Source organism: Prochlorococcus marinus CUG1438, from assembly GCA_017644325.1.
GTDB lineage: Bacteria > Cyanobacteriota > Cyanobacteriia > PCC-6307 > Cyanobiaceae > Prochlorococcus_A > Prochlorococcus_A marinus_AA.
The window spans coordinates 149017-166433 of record JAEPLS010000002.1; the positions used below are offsets into that span (position 1 = coordinate 149017).

Annotated in this window: 19 protein-coding genes; 10 read left to right on the plus strand and 9 right to left on the minus strand. The window is 29.9% G+C overall.

What is annotated here, in order from left to right; translation table 11 throughout:
• The first annotated feature begins 67 nt into the window (after positions 1 to 67).
• The 9 genes from JJ847_06765 (at position 68) to JJ847_06805 (ending at position 9856) form a co-directional block, all read left to right on the plus strand.
• Positions 68 to 364, plus strand: coding sequence for a DUF3288 family protein (locus JJ847_06765; GenBank protein MBO6960585.1), 297 nt, complete (start codon positions 68 to 70; stop codon positions 362 to 364).
• A 29-nt stretch (positions 365 to 393) separates the two neighbouring features.
• Positions 394 to 1446, plus strand: coding sequence for an anthranilate phosphoribosyltransferase (gene trpD, locus JJ847_06770; GenBank protein ID MBO6960586.1), 1053 nt, complete (start codon positions 394 to 396; stop codon positions 1444 to 1446).
• Positions 1443 to 2582, plus strand: a complete 1140-nt coding sequence (carA, locus tag JJ847_06775; GenBank protein MBO6960587.1) for a glutamine-hydrolyzing carbamoyl-phosphate synthase small subunit — start codon at positions 1443 to 1445, stop codon at positions 2580 to 2582. Before trpD ends, carA begins: the two co-directional genes overlap by 4 nt.
• Before the next feature lie 61 nt (positions 2583 to 2643).
• Positions 2644 to 3009, plus strand: coding sequence for an STAS domain-containing protein (locus JJ847_06780; GenBank protein ID MBO6960588.1), 366 nt, complete (start codon positions 2644 to 2646; stop codon positions 3007 to 3009).
• A complete protein-coding gene (locus tag JJ847_06785) occupies positions 3006 to 3404 on the plus strand; it encodes a ribonuclease III (protein ID MBO6960589.1) in 399 nt (132 codons plus the stop codon). The genes JJ847_06780 and JJ847_06785 overlap by 4 nt, the downstream gene beginning before the upstream one ends.
• 4 nt (positions 3405 to 3408) lie before the next feature.
• Positions 3409 to 4431 (plus strand): 23S rRNA (guanosine(2251)-2'-O)-methyltransferase RlmB, encoded by a 1023-nt coding sequence (rlmB, locus tag JJ847_06790; GenBank protein ID MBO6960590.1) that lies wholly within the window; start codon positions 3409 to 3411, stop codon positions 4429 to 4431.
• 147 nt (positions 4432 to 4578) lie between these two features.
• Complete coding sequence (locus tag JJ847_06795; GenBank protein MBO6960591.1) at positions 4579 to 4794, plus strand: DUF1816 domain-containing protein; 216 nt, start codon at positions 4579 to 4581, stop codon at positions 4792 to 4794.
• Positions 4795 to 4824: 30 nt separating this feature from the next.
• Positions 4825 to 6273, plus strand: coding sequence for an Asp-tRNA(Asn)/Glu-tRNA(Gln) amidotransferase subunit GatA (gene gatA / locus JJ847_06800; protein ID MBO6960592.1), 1449 nt, complete (start codon positions 4825 to 4827; stop codon positions 6271 to 6273).
• Between the two features lie 85 nt (positions 6274 to 6358).
• Positions 6359 to 9856, plus strand: a complete 3498-nt coding sequence (locus JJ847_06805; protein ID MBO6960593.1) for a DNA polymerase III subunit alpha — start codon at positions 6359 to 6361, stop codon at positions 9854 to 9856.
• 1 nt (position 9857) lies between these two features.
• Here JJ847_06805 and JJ847_06810 read toward each other — a convergent pair whose 3' ends face one another.
• Genes JJ847_06810 through JJ847_06830 form a run of 5 tightly spaced genes read right to left on the minus strand, consistent with a single transcriptional unit; the run spans position 9858 to position 12570 of the window.
• Positions 9858 to 10307, minus strand: coding sequence for a PAM68 family protein (locus tag JJ847_06810; GenBank protein ID MBO6960594.1), 450 nt, complete (start codon positions 10305 to 10307; stop codon positions 9858 to 9860).
• 9 nt (positions 10308 to 10316) lie between these two features.
• Positions 10317 to 10586 (minus strand): 30S ribosomal protein S15, encoded by a 270-nt coding sequence (rpsO, locus tag JJ847_06815; protein MBO6960595.1) that lies wholly within the window; start codon positions 10584 to 10586, stop codon positions 10317 to 10319.
• Positions 10587 to 10620: 34 nt separating this feature from the next.
• Entirely contained in the window at positions 10621 to 11298 is a 678-nt protein-coding gene (ruvA, locus tag JJ847_06820; GenBank protein MBO6960596.1) for a Holliday junction branch migration protein RuvA, read from the minus strand.
• Positions 11299 to 11655, minus strand: a complete 357-nt coding sequence (locus JJ847_06825; protein MBO6960597.1) for a glycine zipper 2TM domain-containing protein — start codon at positions 11653 to 11655, stop codon at positions 11299 to 11301. It lies immediately after the preceding gene.
• Between the two features lie 24 nt (positions 11656 to 11679).
• Positions 11680 to 12570 (minus strand): DMT family transporter, encoded by an 891-nt coding sequence (locus JJ847_06830; GenBank protein ID MBO6960598.1) that lies wholly within the window; start codon positions 12568 to 12570, stop codon positions 11680 to 11682.
• 93 nt (positions 12571 to 12663) lie between these two features.
• Here JJ847_06830 and JJ847_06835 point away from each other — a divergent pair, with 93 nt between their 5' ends.
• The gene (locus JJ847_06835) at positions 12664 to 14697 is read left to right on the plus strand and encodes a DNA primase (GenBank protein ID MBO6960599.1); all 2034 of its coding nucleotides are present in this window, start codon (positions 12664 to 12666) and stop codon (positions 14695 to 14697) included.
• 16 nt (positions 14698 to 14713) lie between these two features.
• On the opposite strand, the gene JJ847_06840 is transcribed toward JJ847_06835, so the two are convergent.
• The 4 genes from JJ847_06840 to JJ847_06855 form a co-directional block, all read right to left on the minus strand.
• On the minus strand, positions 14714 to 15181 hold the full coding sequence (locus JJ847_06840; protein ID MBO6960600.1) for a serine hydroxymethyltransferase: 468 nt from the start codon (positions 15179 to 15181) through the stop codon (positions 14714 to 14716).
• 9 nt (positions 15182 to 15190) lie between these two features.
• Positions 15191 to 16477 carry a Y-family DNA polymerase gene (locus tag JJ847_06845; GenBank protein MBO6960601.1) on the minus strand — a complete coding sequence of 429 codons (1287 nt, stop codon included), beginning with the start codon at positions 16475 to 16477 and terminating at the stop codon, positions 15191 to 15193.
• Positions 16474 to 16890 (minus strand): translesion error-prone DNA polymerase V autoproteolytic subunit, encoded by a 417-nt coding sequence (gene umuD, locus JJ847_06850; GenBank protein MBO6960602.1) that lies wholly within the window; start codon positions 16888 to 16890, stop codon positions 16474 to 16476. The genes JJ847_06845 and umuD overlap by 4 nt, the downstream gene beginning before the upstream one ends.
• A gap of 97 nt (positions 16891 to 16987) precedes the next feature.
• The gene (locus tag JJ847_06855) at positions 16988 to 17404 is read right to left on the minus strand and encodes a 23S rRNA (pseudouridine(1915)-N(3))-methyltransferase RlmH (protein MBO6960603.1); all 417 of its coding nucleotides are present in this window, start codon (positions 17402 to 17404) and stop codon (positions 16988 to 16990) included.
• Between the last annotated feature and the right edge of the window lie 13 nt (positions 17405 to 17417).

Here is a 17417-nt window from a genome sequence, read left to right on the forward strand (position 1 = left end):
TATGATTAAGATAATGTTTCATTTTTAAATATGTGAGCTAGTTTTATAAATGATTCAGTATTTATTAATGAGTAGCGACCAAACGCATCCTCTACATTCAAAAGACAAGAATATTGTAGATACCCTTATTACTAAGGAAAATCCAGATGATCTTGATTTAATTAATTTAGCAAGATTATTAAATCGTTATAACAATTTCCCTGGGGAGATTGAAATAAAAAATGATATAGAAAAAATTTTGATGTTTTGGAAAATTACTAAAAATGAACTTTTTTCAAAAACAAAAAATATTTGGTCAAAAAGTTTCAGGCCTTCTAATAATAATGAAGATTTAGTTGGGTCAGGTTTTGATACTTCAAATTGATTTTTTCTTAGCTTTATTCACTTAAATAAATGTCTCCTAATCTTTCCAATTCTGAAATACTAAGTACATTGTTAGATGGCTCAAACCTTGATTCTATAGATGCTAGTTCACTAATGAAAAGATGGCTTAATGATGAAATATCTGAAGTAGAGACAGGAGCTTTTTTGAGTGCTTTAAGAACTAAGGGTTGTACCGGCGAAGAGTTGTCATCAATGGCAAAGGAACTCTTAAATGTTTGCAAGATACCAGTAGAAAGACCTAATTTATATTTGGTAGATACTTGTGGAACGGGAGGTGATGGAGCTAATACTTTTAATATTTCTACTGCAGTTGCATTTGTTTCCGCAGCCTGTGGAGTAAAAGTTGCAAAGCATGGTAACAAGAGTGCTAGTGGAAAAGTTGGTTCAGCAGATGTATTGTTAAATCTTGGTTTGAATTTAAATTGTTCATTAGAAAGAGTAGTTTCTGCTGTTAATGAAATTGGTATTACATTTCTTTTTGCACCAATTTGGCATAAATCATTAATAAAACTTGCTCCATTGAGAAAGACGCTCGGCATAAGAACAGTGTTTAATCAACTAGGACCTTTGGTAAATCCTTTAAGACCTAATGCACAAGTATTGGGTGTTGCCTCAGAGGATCTATTAAAACCTATGGGTAGCGCTCTTTTAAAGATGGGCATGAATAGAGCGATCGTAGTATATGGATCTGGAGGTCTTGATGAAGCTTCTCTTCAAGGTGAAAATAAATTAGTTTTTGTTGAGAATGGAGAATTACGGTTCTCCAAAATAAATATTTTGGATTTTAATCAACAAAATATATCAAATGACAAGCTTGTTGTTACTAATAAAGAATCTAATGAAAACATCTTAACTTCTGTTTTAAATGGAACAGGACAAAAGCCTCATAAGAATGTTGTTGCCTTAAATACAGCTTTAGTTCTTTGGGTTGCTGGGATTGAGGATGATTTACAAGAAGGCTTCAAGAAGGCATTATTTTTAATAGATCAAGGAGAAGCATGGAAAAAATTTCTACTCTTAAAATCCTATTTATCTCAAGATGAATTTATCCCAAATATATGATTGATCTATATAAAAAAAATGCAAAATTAGTTCTAAGTAATGGAATTGTATTCCATGGATTTTCTTTTGGTGCTTCTGGAACTGCTGTTGGCGAAATAGTTTTTAATACAGGTATGACTGGATATCAGGAAGTCATTACTGATCCAAGTTATTATGGCCAAATATTAACATTCACTTATCCAGAAATTGGAAATACTGGTATTAATCTAGAAGATTCAGAATCTAGTAATAGTGTAAAAGGAATAATAGTTAGAAATTATTCTTCAAATAATAGTAATTGGAGATCATCAATGAGTTTTGATAAGTGGTTAGTTGAAAAAAATATTATGGGTCTTTATGGAATTGATACAAGAGCTCTGGTAAAAATATTAAGATCTAATGGTTCAATGAATGGAGTTCTTACGTCTGAAGATAATACTGTAGAGAGTTGTTTAGAAACTATTTATGCAACTCCAAAAATGGTAGGCTTAAATCTATCAAAAGAAGTTTCTACTAAGCAACAATATCTATGGAAAAATCCCTCGAAAACAAATTTTGACGTTAGGAAAATATATACAAAAAAACCTAGGAAATTAAAAATAGTAGCAATTGATTTTGGTATAAAAAAGTCAATTCTTAATAGACTAGTCTCACATGGCTGTGAAATTATGGTTTTACCTTCAAGCTCTTCTATTGATGATGTTCTATCAAATAATCCTGATGGAATTTTCTTCTCAAATGGTCCTGGTGATCCTTCTGCTGTTCATGAAGGTATAGATTTAGCAAGAGCACTTATTGATAATGGTGAAATTCCAATGTTCGGAATTTGCCTTGGACATCAAATATTTGGATTAGCTTTAGGAGGTTCAACTTATAAACTCCCTTTTGGACATCGTGGATTGAATCATCCTTGTGGAGATAATAATCAAGTTGAGATAACCAGTCAGAATCATGGCTTCGCTATTAATCCTAATTCCCTGTCAATGGACAAAGTTAAAATAACTCACTACAACCTTAATGATAATACTGTAGCTGGATTGGAAGTAAATAATAAGCCAATATTTAGTGTTCAATATCATCCAGAAGCTGGTCCTGGTCCTCATGATTCAGACTATTTATTTAAAAAATTTGTTTCTCTAATGTTAGAAAGATGTTGACATATTGTTTTCTTTTGATTTGATAATTACATTTGATACATTAATTTTTTGGAGGAATTAGATCATAGAAGATTTCCAGAAGTTAACGGTTTCTTTAAGAGGAAACATTGATGTAAGAACAAATATTATTGTTTTTACTTTTAAAGGCCAACTTGATGCCTTCTCAGAAAAACAATTTAAGACGTTTGTTACCAATAATTTAAATAATGAGATTCCATTTGTTATAGATCTTACAAAAATAGATTTTCTAGACTCTTCTGGTCTAGGTGCTCTTGTTCAAACTGCCAAAGAATGCAAAAAGTTAAAGTTAGGTTTTTCTGTAGTTGGCAATTCAAGAGTTGCTCAAACAATTAAACTTGTGCGATTAGGAGATTTTCTTAATCTAAAGTCGACTCTTGAAGATGCATTAACTTATTTAAAAAATTGAATTATTGGCTTCAAAACTTGGTTCCATATGGATCTCCTGATGAAATAGGTGTGTTACAACTTGCATGGCTTGGTGATTCTATATGGGAATTACATCAAAGACTAAGACATGTTCATTTCCCTTTGAAATCAAAAGAACTTCATTTATCTGTAGTGAACGAAGTTAAAGCAAAATCTCAAGCAAATTCTTTAACTCAAATTGAACATTTATTAAAAGTTGATGAAATGGATTTAATAAGACGTGCTAGAAATAAAACTAAGAGATATCCAAAATCTTCAGACCCATTAATTTACTCTAAAGCAACTGGTTTTGAAACCTTAATAGGTTGGCTATTTCTTAAAGATCCACAAAGATTATCTACTCTTTTTGAATATCTTGAAATAAAAATGAAATGAAACTATGAAAAACCATTTTAAAAATAATTATTCTAGAAAAAATAATAACCAACAAAAAAAAAATCTAAGCTCAAATCAGAACTCTAATTTTTACTCGAAAAATACAAATTCCTCAGATAAAAATAAAAGAGTATTTTCCACTTCTGCAAAAGAGAAAAGGGTTAACAGCATTAATGAAAGTAATAAACATAAAAATAATTTTTCATCTTCAAACAGAAGAAATCCATTAAATTTTAATAATAAGCAAGTTTCTAATCGTACAAATGATATTTATCAAGAATCTCCACCTAAGAGGAATTTTGATGATTGGATATGGGGAAAACATTCAGTTTATGAGGCTCTTATTAATAAAAGAGCTATTAATAGGATTTGGTGCACATCAGAAATTTTTTCTTCAGAAAAATTTTACATTTTACTAAAAGAAAATAAATCAAAAGGTGTACTTATCGAAGAGGTTTTATGGAACAGGCTTTCACAAATGACAAGTGGAGCCTCACACCAAGGTGTTGTGCTTCAATTAGCATGTTCTAAAACAATTTCATTGGAAAAATTAATTGAATTTTCTCAAAAAAAATCATCAAACCCTATCATCCTTGCCCTAGACGGAATAACCGATCCTCATAATGTTGGTGCAATTATTAGATCTGCAGAAGCTTTTGATTGTAAGGGCATTATCATTCCTCAAAGAAGATCTGCTGGCTTAACAGGAACAGTTGCTAAAGTTGCGGCAGGCGCACTAGAACATCTACCAGTTTGTAGAGTTGTTAATTTGAATAGATCACTAGAGGAAATGAAGAAAAATGGCTTTCTCGTTGTTGGATTATCTGGAAACTCTCAATTAGCAATCTCTAGTTTTAAAGAAAAAAAACCATTGGTTTTAATAGTGGGGTCTGAAGATAAAGGGATCTCATTGCTAACTCAAAAAAAATGTGATTTTCTATTAAACATCCCTCTTAAGGGGAATACATCAAGTTTAAACGCTTCTGTAGCGGCAGCAATTTCAATTTTTTACTTGACATCCAAATAAGATTCTTTGCTAGAAGTTTTTATATTTACCTTAATCTAAATATTGTTGTTTCAATATATTTATATAATAAATAGATATTTATTGAATTTTCACTAAAAAATTGTATAGAATTTAACCAGAATTAATGATCTTTTAAGATCCATAAAATTGATTAGAAATTTTGGAAACAAATTAGGGTTAGCTTGGTGGGCTAAAATTGAGACTGAAAACCCCACTGTCACATATTGGTATGGTCCATTTCTTACCAAACGAAGCTTAAAAGAAAATATGTCATCTTTTATAAGTGAACTTACTGATGAAGGATCCACAAAAATAAAGCATAGTTTAGTTCGTTGTAAGAAAGTAGAACCATTAACTGTTTGATAACAAATTAATTTATAAATTAGTTAAGCAATGGATTTTAAGTCTTTAAGAAAGAAAATTATAAGCAAAAAAATTTCAGTCAAGGAATTAATAAATGATTATTTTTTAAAGATAAATTCTAAAGATTCTCAAATTAATTCATACATTTGTACAACAAAGGATAATGCATTAAAGCAAGCCGAAAATATAGATAAATTAATTCAAAATGAAGAAATACTACCTCCTCTAGCAGGTCTACCCATAGCAATTAAAGACAATATTTGTACTAAGGGAATTTTAACTACATGTGCAAGCAAAATGCTTAGAAGTTTTGTCGCACCATATGAATCTACAGCATCAAGTAAATTATGGTCTTCCGGTTGTATTTGTTTAGGTAAGACAAATTTAGATGAATTTGCCATGGGTAGTTCAACAGAGACTTCTTTCTTTGGTGTTACTTCTAATCCCTGGGATATTAATAGAGTACCTGGAGGAAGTTCAGGTGGTAGTGCCGCTTCAGTTTCTGCAGGTTTATGTTCTGCAGCTTTAGGTTCTGATACCGGAGGATCAATAAGACAACCTGCTTCTTTTTGTGGTGTAGTTGGTCTTAAACCTACTTATGGAAGGGTCAGTAGATGGGGATTGGTAGCATTTGCTAGTTCCCTTGATCAAATAGGGCCAATTACAAATACTGTCTCTGATGCTGCAGAAGTCCTTTATGCAATATCTGGTAGTGACCCGCTAGATTCAACATGCCTAGATAAACCTGTTCCAAATTATTTGAGTGATTTAAATAAATCTATAAAAGGTTTAAAAATTGGAATAATTAAAGAATGTTTTGACCACAAAGGTCTTAACCCAGAAGTAAAAAAATCTGTGCTTTCTGGTGTAGAAAGATTTAAAAGTTTAGGAGCTGAAATTATTGATGTAGATTGTCCTAGATTTAACGATGGTATTGCTACTTATTATGTGATTGCACCTTCAGAGGCATCCGCAAATTTAGCTAGATATGACGGAGTTAAATATGGTTTTAGATCTACAGATGCCTCTAACCTTATAGATATGACTTCAAAAAGTCGAGCTGAAGGATTTGGAAATGAAGTTCAAAGAAGAATTTTGATAGGAACTTATGCTTTGTCAGCTGGATATAGTGACGCTTATTACAAGAAAGCACAAAAAGTTAGAACACTCATATGTAAGGATTTTGATAATGCTTTTAAGAAGGTTGATATATTATTAACTCCAACTTGTCCCACTACTGCTTTTTTAAAGGGTGATTTTTCTAATGACCCTCTTTCTATGTATTTATCTGATCTTTTAACTGTACCGGCTAATTTGGCAGGTCTTCCAGCTATAAGTATTCCTTGTGGATTTGATACTAATGGATTACCTATAGGACTTCAGCTTATTGGAAATGTTCTTGAAGAGAATAAAATATTGAATGCAGCAAATATTTTTGAAATTGATGCTGGGGTAAACAAAAATAGGCCTTTTAAATAAATATTTTATTATTAATAAATTTGTAACCATAAAGTATAGATTTTTTATAATTTTTCTCTATTTTATATATATAAATTGATTAAAAATGGGTTTCGTTTCGCTTCATAACCATAGTGATTACAGTTTGCTTGATGGAGCAAGTCAAATATCTAAAATTGTTGATAGGGCTTCTGATTTAGGAATGGATTCTATTGCTCTTACCGATCATGGAGTTATGTATGGTGTTCTGGATTTGGTTAAGAAGTGTAAAGAGAAAAGTATTAAACCAATTATTGGTAATGAAATGTATGTGATTAATGGGTCAATTGATGATCCGCAACCTAAAAAAGAAAAAAGATATCACTTAGTTGTACTAGCAAAAAATCTAACCGGTTATAAAAATCTCGTAAAGTTAACAACGATTAGTCACCTAAATGGTATGAGAGGTAGAGGCATTTTTTCTAGACCTTGCATTGATAAATATCTTTTAAATAAACATAAGGAAGGACTTATTATTTCTACAGCTTGCCTAGGTGGAGAGATACCTCAGGCAATTTTGAAAGGGAGATTAGATGTGGCAGAAGATATTGCTCTTTGGTATAAAAAAGAATTTGCAGATGATTTTTATTTAGAGATACAAGATCACGGTTCCATTGAAGATAGAATTGTTAACGTTGAATTATTAAAAATCGGGAAGAAGCATCAAATAAAGGTTATTGCTACTAATGATGCTCACTATATTTCAAATATGGATGTCGAATCACATGATGCTTTGCTTTGCATATTGACAGGAAAACTAATAAGTGATGAAAAAAGACTGAGATATACCGGTACAGAATATATTAAAAGCGAAAATGAAATGCTTGAACTCTTTAAAGATCATATTGATGATGAAGCTATTAATGAAGCAGTGAACAATACAATGGAAATTTCAGAAAAGATTGAAGTATATGAATTGTTTGGTGAATATAGAATGCCAAAATACCCTCTTAAAACAAACAAAGATTCACTTTCATTATTAACTGATTTGTCTATAAAAGGTCTTTTAAAAAGACTTAAAAAAAATAACTTTGCAGAAATAAATGAAGTTTATAAAAAAAGACTATCTTCGGAATTACAAATTATAAAAGATATGGGTTTCCCAGATTATTTTTTGGTTGTTTGGGACTATATAAAATTTGCTCGAGATAACTTGATTCCCGTAGGACCAGGTAGAGGTTCAGCAGCAGGCTCATTAGTAGCCTATGCTCTTCAAATAACAAATATAGATCCTGTTGAACATGGATTATTGTTTGAGCGATTTTTAAATCCTGCAAGAAAGTCTATGCCTGATATTGATACAGACTTTTGTATTGATAGGAGAACTGAAGTTATTGAATATGTTACCAATAGATACGGTGAAGATAAGGTTGCTCAAATTATTACTTTCAATAAAATGACTTCCAAGGCAGTTTTAAAAGATGTTGCAAGGGTTCTTGATATCCCTTATGGAGAAGCAGATAAATTAGCCAAGTTAATACCGGTTGTAAGAGGAAAACCTTATAAACTTAATGAAATGATAGAAAAAAATTCTCCTAGCCAAGAATTTAGGGATAAATATATAAATGACACTAGGGTTAAAAAATGGGTTGATTTGGCTATGAGAATTGAAGGAACTAACAAAACATACGGAGTGCATGCTGCAGGAGTTGTTATTGCTTCAGATCCTCTTGACCAATTAGTACCTTTACAAAGGAATAATGAAGGTCAAATAATAACCCAATATTCTATGGATGATATTGAATCACTGGGTTTGTTGAAAATGGATTTTTTAGGTCTTAAGAATCTTACGATGATTGAAAAAACTGTTTCTTTAATTAATCAATCCACTGGAAAGACGATAAATATAGACGATTTGCCTAAAAATGATTGCAAAACTTTTGATCTTATTGGTAGAGGTGATCTTGAAGGTATTTTTCAACTTGAATCTTCTGGCATGAAACAAATTGTAAAGGACTTTAAACCTAATTCTCTTGAGGATATCTCATCTATTTTAGCTCTTTATAGACCGGGTCCTCTTGATGCTGGACTGATTCCTAAATTTATAAACCGAAAAAATGGTAACGAAAAAATAGATTTTCCTCATCCTTTTATTGAGTCAATTCTTACTGAAACTTATGGAATAATGGTTTATCAAGAACAAATTATGAAAATCGCACAAGATTTAGCAGGTTATTCTCTTGGCGATGCAGATTTACTTCGACGAGCAATGGGAAAAAAGAAAGTTTCAGAGATGGTAAAACATAGGAATATTTTTGTAGATGGATCGATGAAGAAAGGTGTTGATGAAAAATTAGCTAATGATCTTTTTGATCAAATGGTATTGTTTGCTGAATATTGTTTTAACAAAAGCCACTCAACTGCCTATGGTGCAGTAACTTACCAAACTGCTTTTTTAAAGGCACATTTTCCTGTTGCATATATGGCAGCACTTTTAAGCGTAAATTCTGGCTCCACCGACAAGATGCAAAGGTATATTTCTAATTGTTACTCTATGGGTATAGAAGTTATTTCTCCTAGTATTAATTTCTCTGGAATTGATTTTACCATTAAGAATAATCAGATTTTATTCGGACTTTCTGCAATTAAAAATTTAGGTGATTCAGCAATAAGAAACATAATTGAGAATCGTAATAATTTTGGAATTTTTAAGTCTCTATCAGATTTGTGCGATCGTTTACCATCTAATGTTCTTAATAAAAGAAACCTTGAGTCTTTAATTCATTGTGGAGCTTTAGATGAATTTTCAAAAAATAACAATAGAGCACAATTATTGTCAGATCTTGAGCATGTTATTGAATGGGCTTCATCACGAAATCGGGATAGATTGTCAGGGCAAGGTAATCTATTTGATTGTGAAGAGAATTTCTCAAACATAGCATTCTCTGATTCACAATTATCTGAAGTTGATGATTATTCACTTGTCGAAAAATTAAAATTAGAGAAACAGCTTTTAGGCTTTTATCTGTCTGATCATCCTTTAAAACATTTAACTAAACCCGCAAAACTTATATCTCCAATTAGTATTTCACACTTAGAAGAAACAAAAGATAGAACAAAAGTTTCTTTAGTTGCAATGATTCCTGAGTTGAAGCAAATCACAACTAGAAAAGGAGATAGGATGGCTATAGTACAACTTGAAGATCTTTCGGGAAATTGTGAAGCAATAGTTTTCCCCAAAACATATGTCAGATTGTCTGAATTTCTTTTAACTGATACTAGATTATTGGTGTGGGGTACGATAGATAAAAAAAGTGATAAAACTCAATTAATAGTTGATGATTGTAGAGAAATAGATAACCTTAAATTACTAATTATAAATCTTGATAGTTCTCAAGCATCAGATGTAAGAGTACAAAATACTTTAAGGGATTGTTTAATTAAATTTAAACCAGAAAAAGGGAGGTGTGGAGTCAAAATTCCAGTACTAGCAGCTGTTAGAAATAAAAATAATATTACCTATGTTAAATTTGGGGAACAATTCTGCATTGGAGATATACAAGGAGCACGAAAATTATTAGAAGATAAATCATTCCATGTTAATTTGAAATCATTAGTTTCCTAGCTTAATTATTCTCTTCAAAATTTTGAGTTGCAGGTTTAAAAGCAGCTTTTGCTCTCTTTATATTCATTGGGATATTTTCAACACCAAAAAATGATCCAGGCTCTTTATCCCAACTAGCTGATAATATTCCAAAACTTAAACCTGCGAGACCTAATAAGAAAAATAATGCTGAAATTGCAATTGTTGAAGAAGGAGGTATTTCAGCAATATTTCTTGTAACTATAATGTAGCTAACAACAAAAACTGACATTCCCATGATAGTTGGTATTCCTGCAGCAATAAAAATTCTTCTCGCCATTCTATCTGCCACATATTTAGGAATACCACTCTTTTGAGAATTAGCGATTATACTTTTTGGCAATTCATTGTCTATTTTAGAAAAAGCCGCGGTATTAGATAATGTTTTTTTCTTTCTTTTTAGTATCTTTTTTTTTGCTTGTTTTTTTTTCATTAAAGAAAATCATCCTCTGATTCCGATTTTCTTTACTAAATCTTGATATTTTTTAATGTTTTTATCTTTTATGTAAGATAAAAGCCTTTTCCTCTTACCTATCATTTTCAATAGTCCCTGCCTTGAAGCAAAATCATGAATATTACCTTGAAGATGATCACTTAATTTCGAAATTCTTTCAGAGAGCATTGCAATTTGTACTTCTGCCGAACCTGTATCAGTAGAATGAATCTGATGTGATTCAATTAGTTTCTGTTTTTCAGCTGTGTCTAATGACATAAAAATTAGTCTTTGTTGAATTTATTTTACTACGTTATGAGACTATCTTACTAATATCATTATCTAAGTAATTCATTGCTAGCTTCAATAAATTTTCAAATGATATATTTTCCCCTTTTTTGGTGAATTCATAAGCTTTTTTATCGAGAATAGGCAAAATACTTTTTATATCTTTATTTCTATAATTTAGTGATTGAAGTGTTAATTGCAGGTCCTCTAGAATACCGTTGATTTCAGTATTTTTATTTAGAATTTCATCATGAGAGATCATATTATTACGATGAATTTCATTTTTAAATTTAGTTTTTAATTCTAAAATTAACCTATCGGACATTTTTTGACCTATACCAGGCACGGAACAAATTAATTTTTTGTTCTCTGTTTTTATTGCATTAATGACTTCACTAATGGAAAATTTATTTAATATCGACATACCAATTTGAGACCCAACACCTCTAATACTTAAAATATTAATGAAAAAATTTTTTTGATCCTTTGATGTAAAGCCAAATAATAAATCTGAATCTTCTTTTTTAATATGTTTTATCCATAGAGTAATATTTTTATTAGTTAACTGATTTGTTTTTAAATTGTGAAAAAAGGATTCTAGTATTTGAATTTCATAGCCTAGTCCTTGACAATTTATTAAAACAAAGAATTTTTGATTAATCTGCCATAATTCAATCAATTCTCCTTTTATCCAACTAATCAATTAACCACCATCCACCTGACAACCTATTAATGCACCTGCCGTCCCCCCTGCAGGCACTGCCCAAAATCTATCTTTACCTCTGGAGGAGGAAAGGGCAATGCCTGCTCCTAGAATACCACCAATGACTGAACCTTCACTACAGTCATTGTCATCTATTTTTTCAGCCTGCTGTTCACCTCCACAGGGAATTACAACATCCACTTCATAACTTTTCACGTAGCCAGGGCTTGATTTTGTCCCTGGAATATACTCTTCTCTATATTCAGTTCTTGTACAAGTTACTGATTTTGGAGTTGTTGCATTAACTTGAAGAATAGGAGAAAAACAAAAAATAAATGCTAGATAGGAAAATTTCACCGTTTTTTTTATTCTTTTAATATTCTATGTCCTTTTGATTATTTTGGTAGTGGAAATAATAGTTCCTAATAAAACTAGTGATGCCCCTAATAAAAATTTTATATTTATTATCTCATTAAAAAACAAAATACCCCATATTGAACCGAATAATACTTGTAAATAGTTAATCGTTGAAGCAGATGATGCAGGTAAATTTTTTAATCCTATAGTTAAAAAAGTCTGACCTAATTGAGTAAATAATCCAATCCCAAAGATCCAAACTAATTCGTTCCAATTTGGGGTAACCCAATTAATTAGGACAATAGGTAATAAAGTTATAGAAGAAACCAGAGGGAAATATTCAATAATTACATAAATATCTTCAGTAAATGAAAGTTTCTTAACTGTAACGTAGGCCAACGCAGTGCAGATTGCTCCTATAAATGCTATTAAAATATAAATATTTTCAATTTCAGCGTTTATATTTGAAAGTTGAGTTGGATTCAAAATTACTAATATTCCAATCCAGCCAATAACTAAAGCACAAACTAACTTCCGAGTTATTTGTTCATTTAAAAATATGCATGCAAATATAGATATAAAAATAGGATATGTGTACTGAATTACAGTAGATATACTAAGAGGCATGTTTCTTATCGCATAAAATATACAAACTAAAGCTAAAGTTCCTAAAACTCCTCTCAAGATAAGTAATTTTCTATTATTGCCCCAGGGACTTATTTTTTTTTGATTAATTATAAATGATGTAATTATTAAACTTAAGATTGATCTGAAGAAAACCAATTCATAAATTGGTATCATTTCATCAATATTTTTTACGCACAAAGTCATCAAACTAAAGAAGAATGAGGCAAATACTAAATTAAACTTATTCAATGAATTAAATTTTATTTCTAATTCCTCGACATTTATCATTTCTAAAATATTTTTATTGTGAAATTAAGTAGATTCTTATTAGATTTTGAACTATAACAAATAAATCATTATTTATTTCTTGATAAAAACTCAATGGTTCATTCTATACACCCAAGAACTATTCAGGAGGTAAAAGAAAAGGCAGATATTGTTGATGTTATATCTGAACATATTGTTCTTAAGAAGAAAGGTAAGGAATTTGTTGGTATTTGTCCTTTCCATGATGATACCAAGCCATCTATGACAGTATCACCAAGTAAACAATTCTATTATTGTTTTTCTTGTGGTGCTGGTGGTAATTCTATTAAATTTTTAATGGAATTTACCCGTGCAAATTTTTCTGATGTTGTACTATCACTTGCAAAAAAAAATAATATTAATGTTGAAAATCTAGAAGGTCCACAAGTAGAGGCATATAAAAAACAATTATCAAGAAAGGAAGAACTTTATAAAATACTCAGAGTCTCAAAAAATTGGTTTAAGTCTCAATTAAATAATTCACTTGGTCTTGAAGCAATGAAATATTTAAAATCAAAGAGAAACTTAAGTAACAAAATTATTGATGACTTCGAATTAGGTTTCGCTCCAAATTCGTGGAATGATTTATTTAATTATCTATCCAAGGTTGAAAAATTCCCTATTAATCTAATACTATCTTCAGGACTTGCAATTTCTAAAGATAATTCTGAAAAGATTTATGATCGTTTTAGAAATAGATTAATTGTTCCTATACATGATATGCAGGGAAGAGTTGTAGCCTTTGGTGGCAGATCTCTTGATGGTCAGGAACCCAAATATCTTAATTCTCCTGAATCAGAGATATTTGAAAAGGGAAAAATGTTGTTTGCATTCGAAAAAGCTTCCAGCAATATTAGAAAAAGAGATAAAGCTATTATTGTTGAAGGTTACTTTGATGTAATTTCCTTGCATTCAAATGGCATTACTAATTCTGTAGCGTCCCTCGGTACCGCTCTAAATAAGTATCAAATCTCTCAACTATGCAGATGCACAGATAATAAAAATATAATATTGAATTTTGATTCTGATAATGCAGGGATATTAGCTACTAAAAGAGTAATAAAAGAAGTCGAGAGTCTATCTCTTCATGATCAAATTAATCTAAAGATACTTCAAATTAGTGATTTCAAAGATCCTGACGATTATTTGCATAGTCATACTCCTGAAGATTATTTTAATTTAATTGATAATTCTTCCTTTTGGATTGATTGGGAGGTTGATCAAATCTTTAAGGATAAAGACTTAACTAAGTCTGAAACTTTCCAGAGTGTTATTTCTTCATTGGTCAAATTATTGAGTAAATTACCTCAATCATCAATCAGAACTCATTACTTACAAAAAGTATCTGAAAGATTAAGTAAAGGTCAAGCTAGGTTGGCTATTCAGTTTGAACAGGATTTAAGAAATCAAGTTAAAGGATTTCGTTGGCATGGCAGATCAAAAAAATTTGAACAACCAAATGAAATTTCTAGGCGTGAGAAAAATGAATCGGAAATAATTTTTTATTATTTGCATTGTCCAGATCTTAGGCTATTTATTCGTAATGAATTTCTCAAAAGAGAAATTAATTGTTTTAATACAAATTTTATTCAAGATTTATGGGAAGTTATTTCAAAAATTGAACAAAATAAATTGGGTTTAAATTATTTAAATGATTTAAAACAAACAAATTGTCAAACGCTTCAAAAAGAATTTACTTCTATTAACTTAATTTCACTTCTCCCTGATTACTTAGCTCTTAACAATCATGAATCAACAAATAAAATTAATATTTTTATTAATCCAAATGAGCTGTTTTTAACGTTGCTTAGCAATCCTAAAGACAACTTACTTGGAACTTTATCACTTCTTGAGAAATATAACTCTTTAAAAAGATGCAGGCACTTGATCGAATCATGGGGATCTCAAAGATTAAAAACTTTAGAAAATTGTATATCTATCTTAATTGAAAATTCTTCTTCAGGTTCATCAAATACTAATAATGAGATTGACGATCTTTTTAAGGATTTAAATTCAGACGCTATTAAATTTCAGGAATTATATTATTTAGAAAGACAACATATTAATTTTTTAGATAAACAACGTTGTGGCAATTTTATTGCTAGTTAACACTTTTACTTTAAATTTATAAACAGTATTTTTTAATTAAATTTTTAACCTTTTTGGGTTTATCTTCAAGAACATAAGCTTCTACTTCTTTTGCATAAGTTCCAGAAAAATTTGATGTAGAGAACTCTAATGCTTTTCTCTTACTTTGATGCAATTTAGTTTCTAATTTTTTTATATCTCCTATTACTCTATTGTTATTACATCTTTGTGCAGCATGAGTTGCTTCATGTCTTAATGCTTTTCTTATTAGCCATTCTGTTTTGAAGTTGTCTTTGTTTGGTAGTTGCTTTTTATTTCTGTAATTTGTTTTCCTTTTTGCATTTTCAGTGCATATTATTATTTTATTTTCTTTGAAATTATGTAACCCTTTAATTTCTTTGTTTAAGAGACATTCAATTTTATTTTCTTCAATTATGTAGTTTGCTTTTACTAATAAGTCAAGAATCTCTTTATCTAATTTGCTTAAAAATATTATAAATTCCATTTTTTTTGTTTACTTCACTATAGTTGGTATTTGTTCTATATCAGTTGTAGATGAGCGACTTAATAAATTTTTATTCATTGTCCAACTTTTTGGATGTTTTGTAATAGCCCATGTAATTGCATTATTATTAAATCTTTTATTTAATAAATCAATCGTTCTCATAAGATTTGTTGATTTTCTTAGGTCTTTCTGAGATTTCTGATTGATAAAAGATTGCTGTAAATATTCCCTATTTGTTAAACCTTGCATTAAAACACCAGCTTTTGAGAATTTATATTCGGGATTATAAATTTCTTTAGATAATTCAACTACTATTTTTAAAATATTATTTGTGTCATCTGTGGCATTTGTAAGTTTTCTATGAGCACTTCTTTGATAATTTTGACTTGAATATTTACTGGTTCTGGCAAAGACTGTAATGTTAGATGATTGCAAATTCTGACTTCTCATTTTTTCAGACGCTTTTATTGCGTAAGTTGCTAGTGCTTGAGTTAAGTCTTCTAATTTTGTGACAGGTGTACCGAAACTCCTGCTTACCTGAATTTCTTTTTTTGATTTCTTGCTTTTTTCTATGGGCAGACATTTATGACCTTTCAGTTCTAATTGTAATCTTTTCCCTACGACACCTAATTTATTAATAATTTCATTTTCTTCCATATCTCTTAATTCTCTTGCATTTTTAATACCTTTACTTTGTAACCAATTAGAGGTTTGTTTCCCAACTCCCCATATCTTATCTACACTAATTCTTTTCAAATAATTATTCTCATTTTTGGTTATAGCTAAATCAAATATCCCCGCTGAATAATCAATATTTTTAGCTAATTTATTGGCAATTTTTGCTCTTACTTTATTTTCTGCTATTCCTACTGTTATGGTAATTCCAAGATTCTGATATATTAATGATCTTATGCTTCTTGCCCAAGGATATAGATTTTTATCATAAGGCCTGGAAATCGAGACAAATGCTTCGTCAATAGAATAAATCTCTATCTCTTCACAATAGCTTTTTAGTAAATTCATTAATCTTCTGCTCATATCGCCGTAAAGCGAGTAGTTTGAGCTTAAGACTGCTACATCTAATTTATTTAATCTTTCTTTAACCTTAAAATACGGTGTTCCCATTTTAATTTTTAATGCTCGCGCTTCAGGACTTCTTGCAATAATACATCCGTCATTATTAGATAAAATTACTAGTGGTTTATTTCTTAAATGAGGATTAATATTTTGTTCACATGAGGCATAAAAATTATTGGCATCTATAAGAGCTATAGCATCAATACTTGAAATTCTCATAAGTAGCTATGTATTGAATAAATAACAACTCCCCATATCTGTACATCAATATGGTTTTTAAATTTAAAATCAGGATAATTATGGTTTTCTGCTTTTAAATATAATTCATTGTTTTTCATAGATAGTCTTTTTATTGTAAATTCCCCGTCTATCATTGCAATGATAATATTCCCCAGCTGGGCTGTTAAACTCTTGTCTACTATTATTAAATCGTTATCTTTAATTCCTGCATTTATCATTGAGTCACCTTTAACTCTAAGAAAAAAAGTGCTAAACGGATTAGATATCAAATGTTCGTTTAAATCAATATTTTCTTCTGCATAGTCATCTGCAGGAGAAGGAAATCCTGCAGATACCGAATCAATTAATAAAGGGATTTTAAACTTTTTTTTAGCCGAATCAAAAGAACCCAAAACTTAAATTAATAGTATATATGTACTATACAACAAAATTCAATGAATAGTTAGTCATTAAACTTTTATAAATTGAATTTAGATTAAATTTAATATTTTAGGAACGATGGTAAGGAGAGTTATTAGATATAGAAATAGCCCTGTAGATTTGCTCAATTAAGATTAATCTAGCTAATTCATGAGGAAAAGTAAAAGCTGACAGGCTTAATATAAGATCTGACTTTTCTTTAATGTCAGAACTAATTCCATCCGTATCTCCAATTAAGAAATTAATTCTTTTATTTTTAAAATTTAAGAGTAATTTAAATAGTTCAACAGATTTAAACTGTTTACCTTCTTCACTTAGGCAGATAATAATATTGTTATTAGATCTAAGATTATCTATGTTAAAAGTCTTTAACTCATTGACGACAAGTTGAGGCATCCTTTTTTTGTATTGATTAATGCCATCTCTAATCCAAGTTTTTTTTATTTTGCCAATAGCATAAATTGTTAATCTATTACTTTGAAGCATAAAATATTATTAG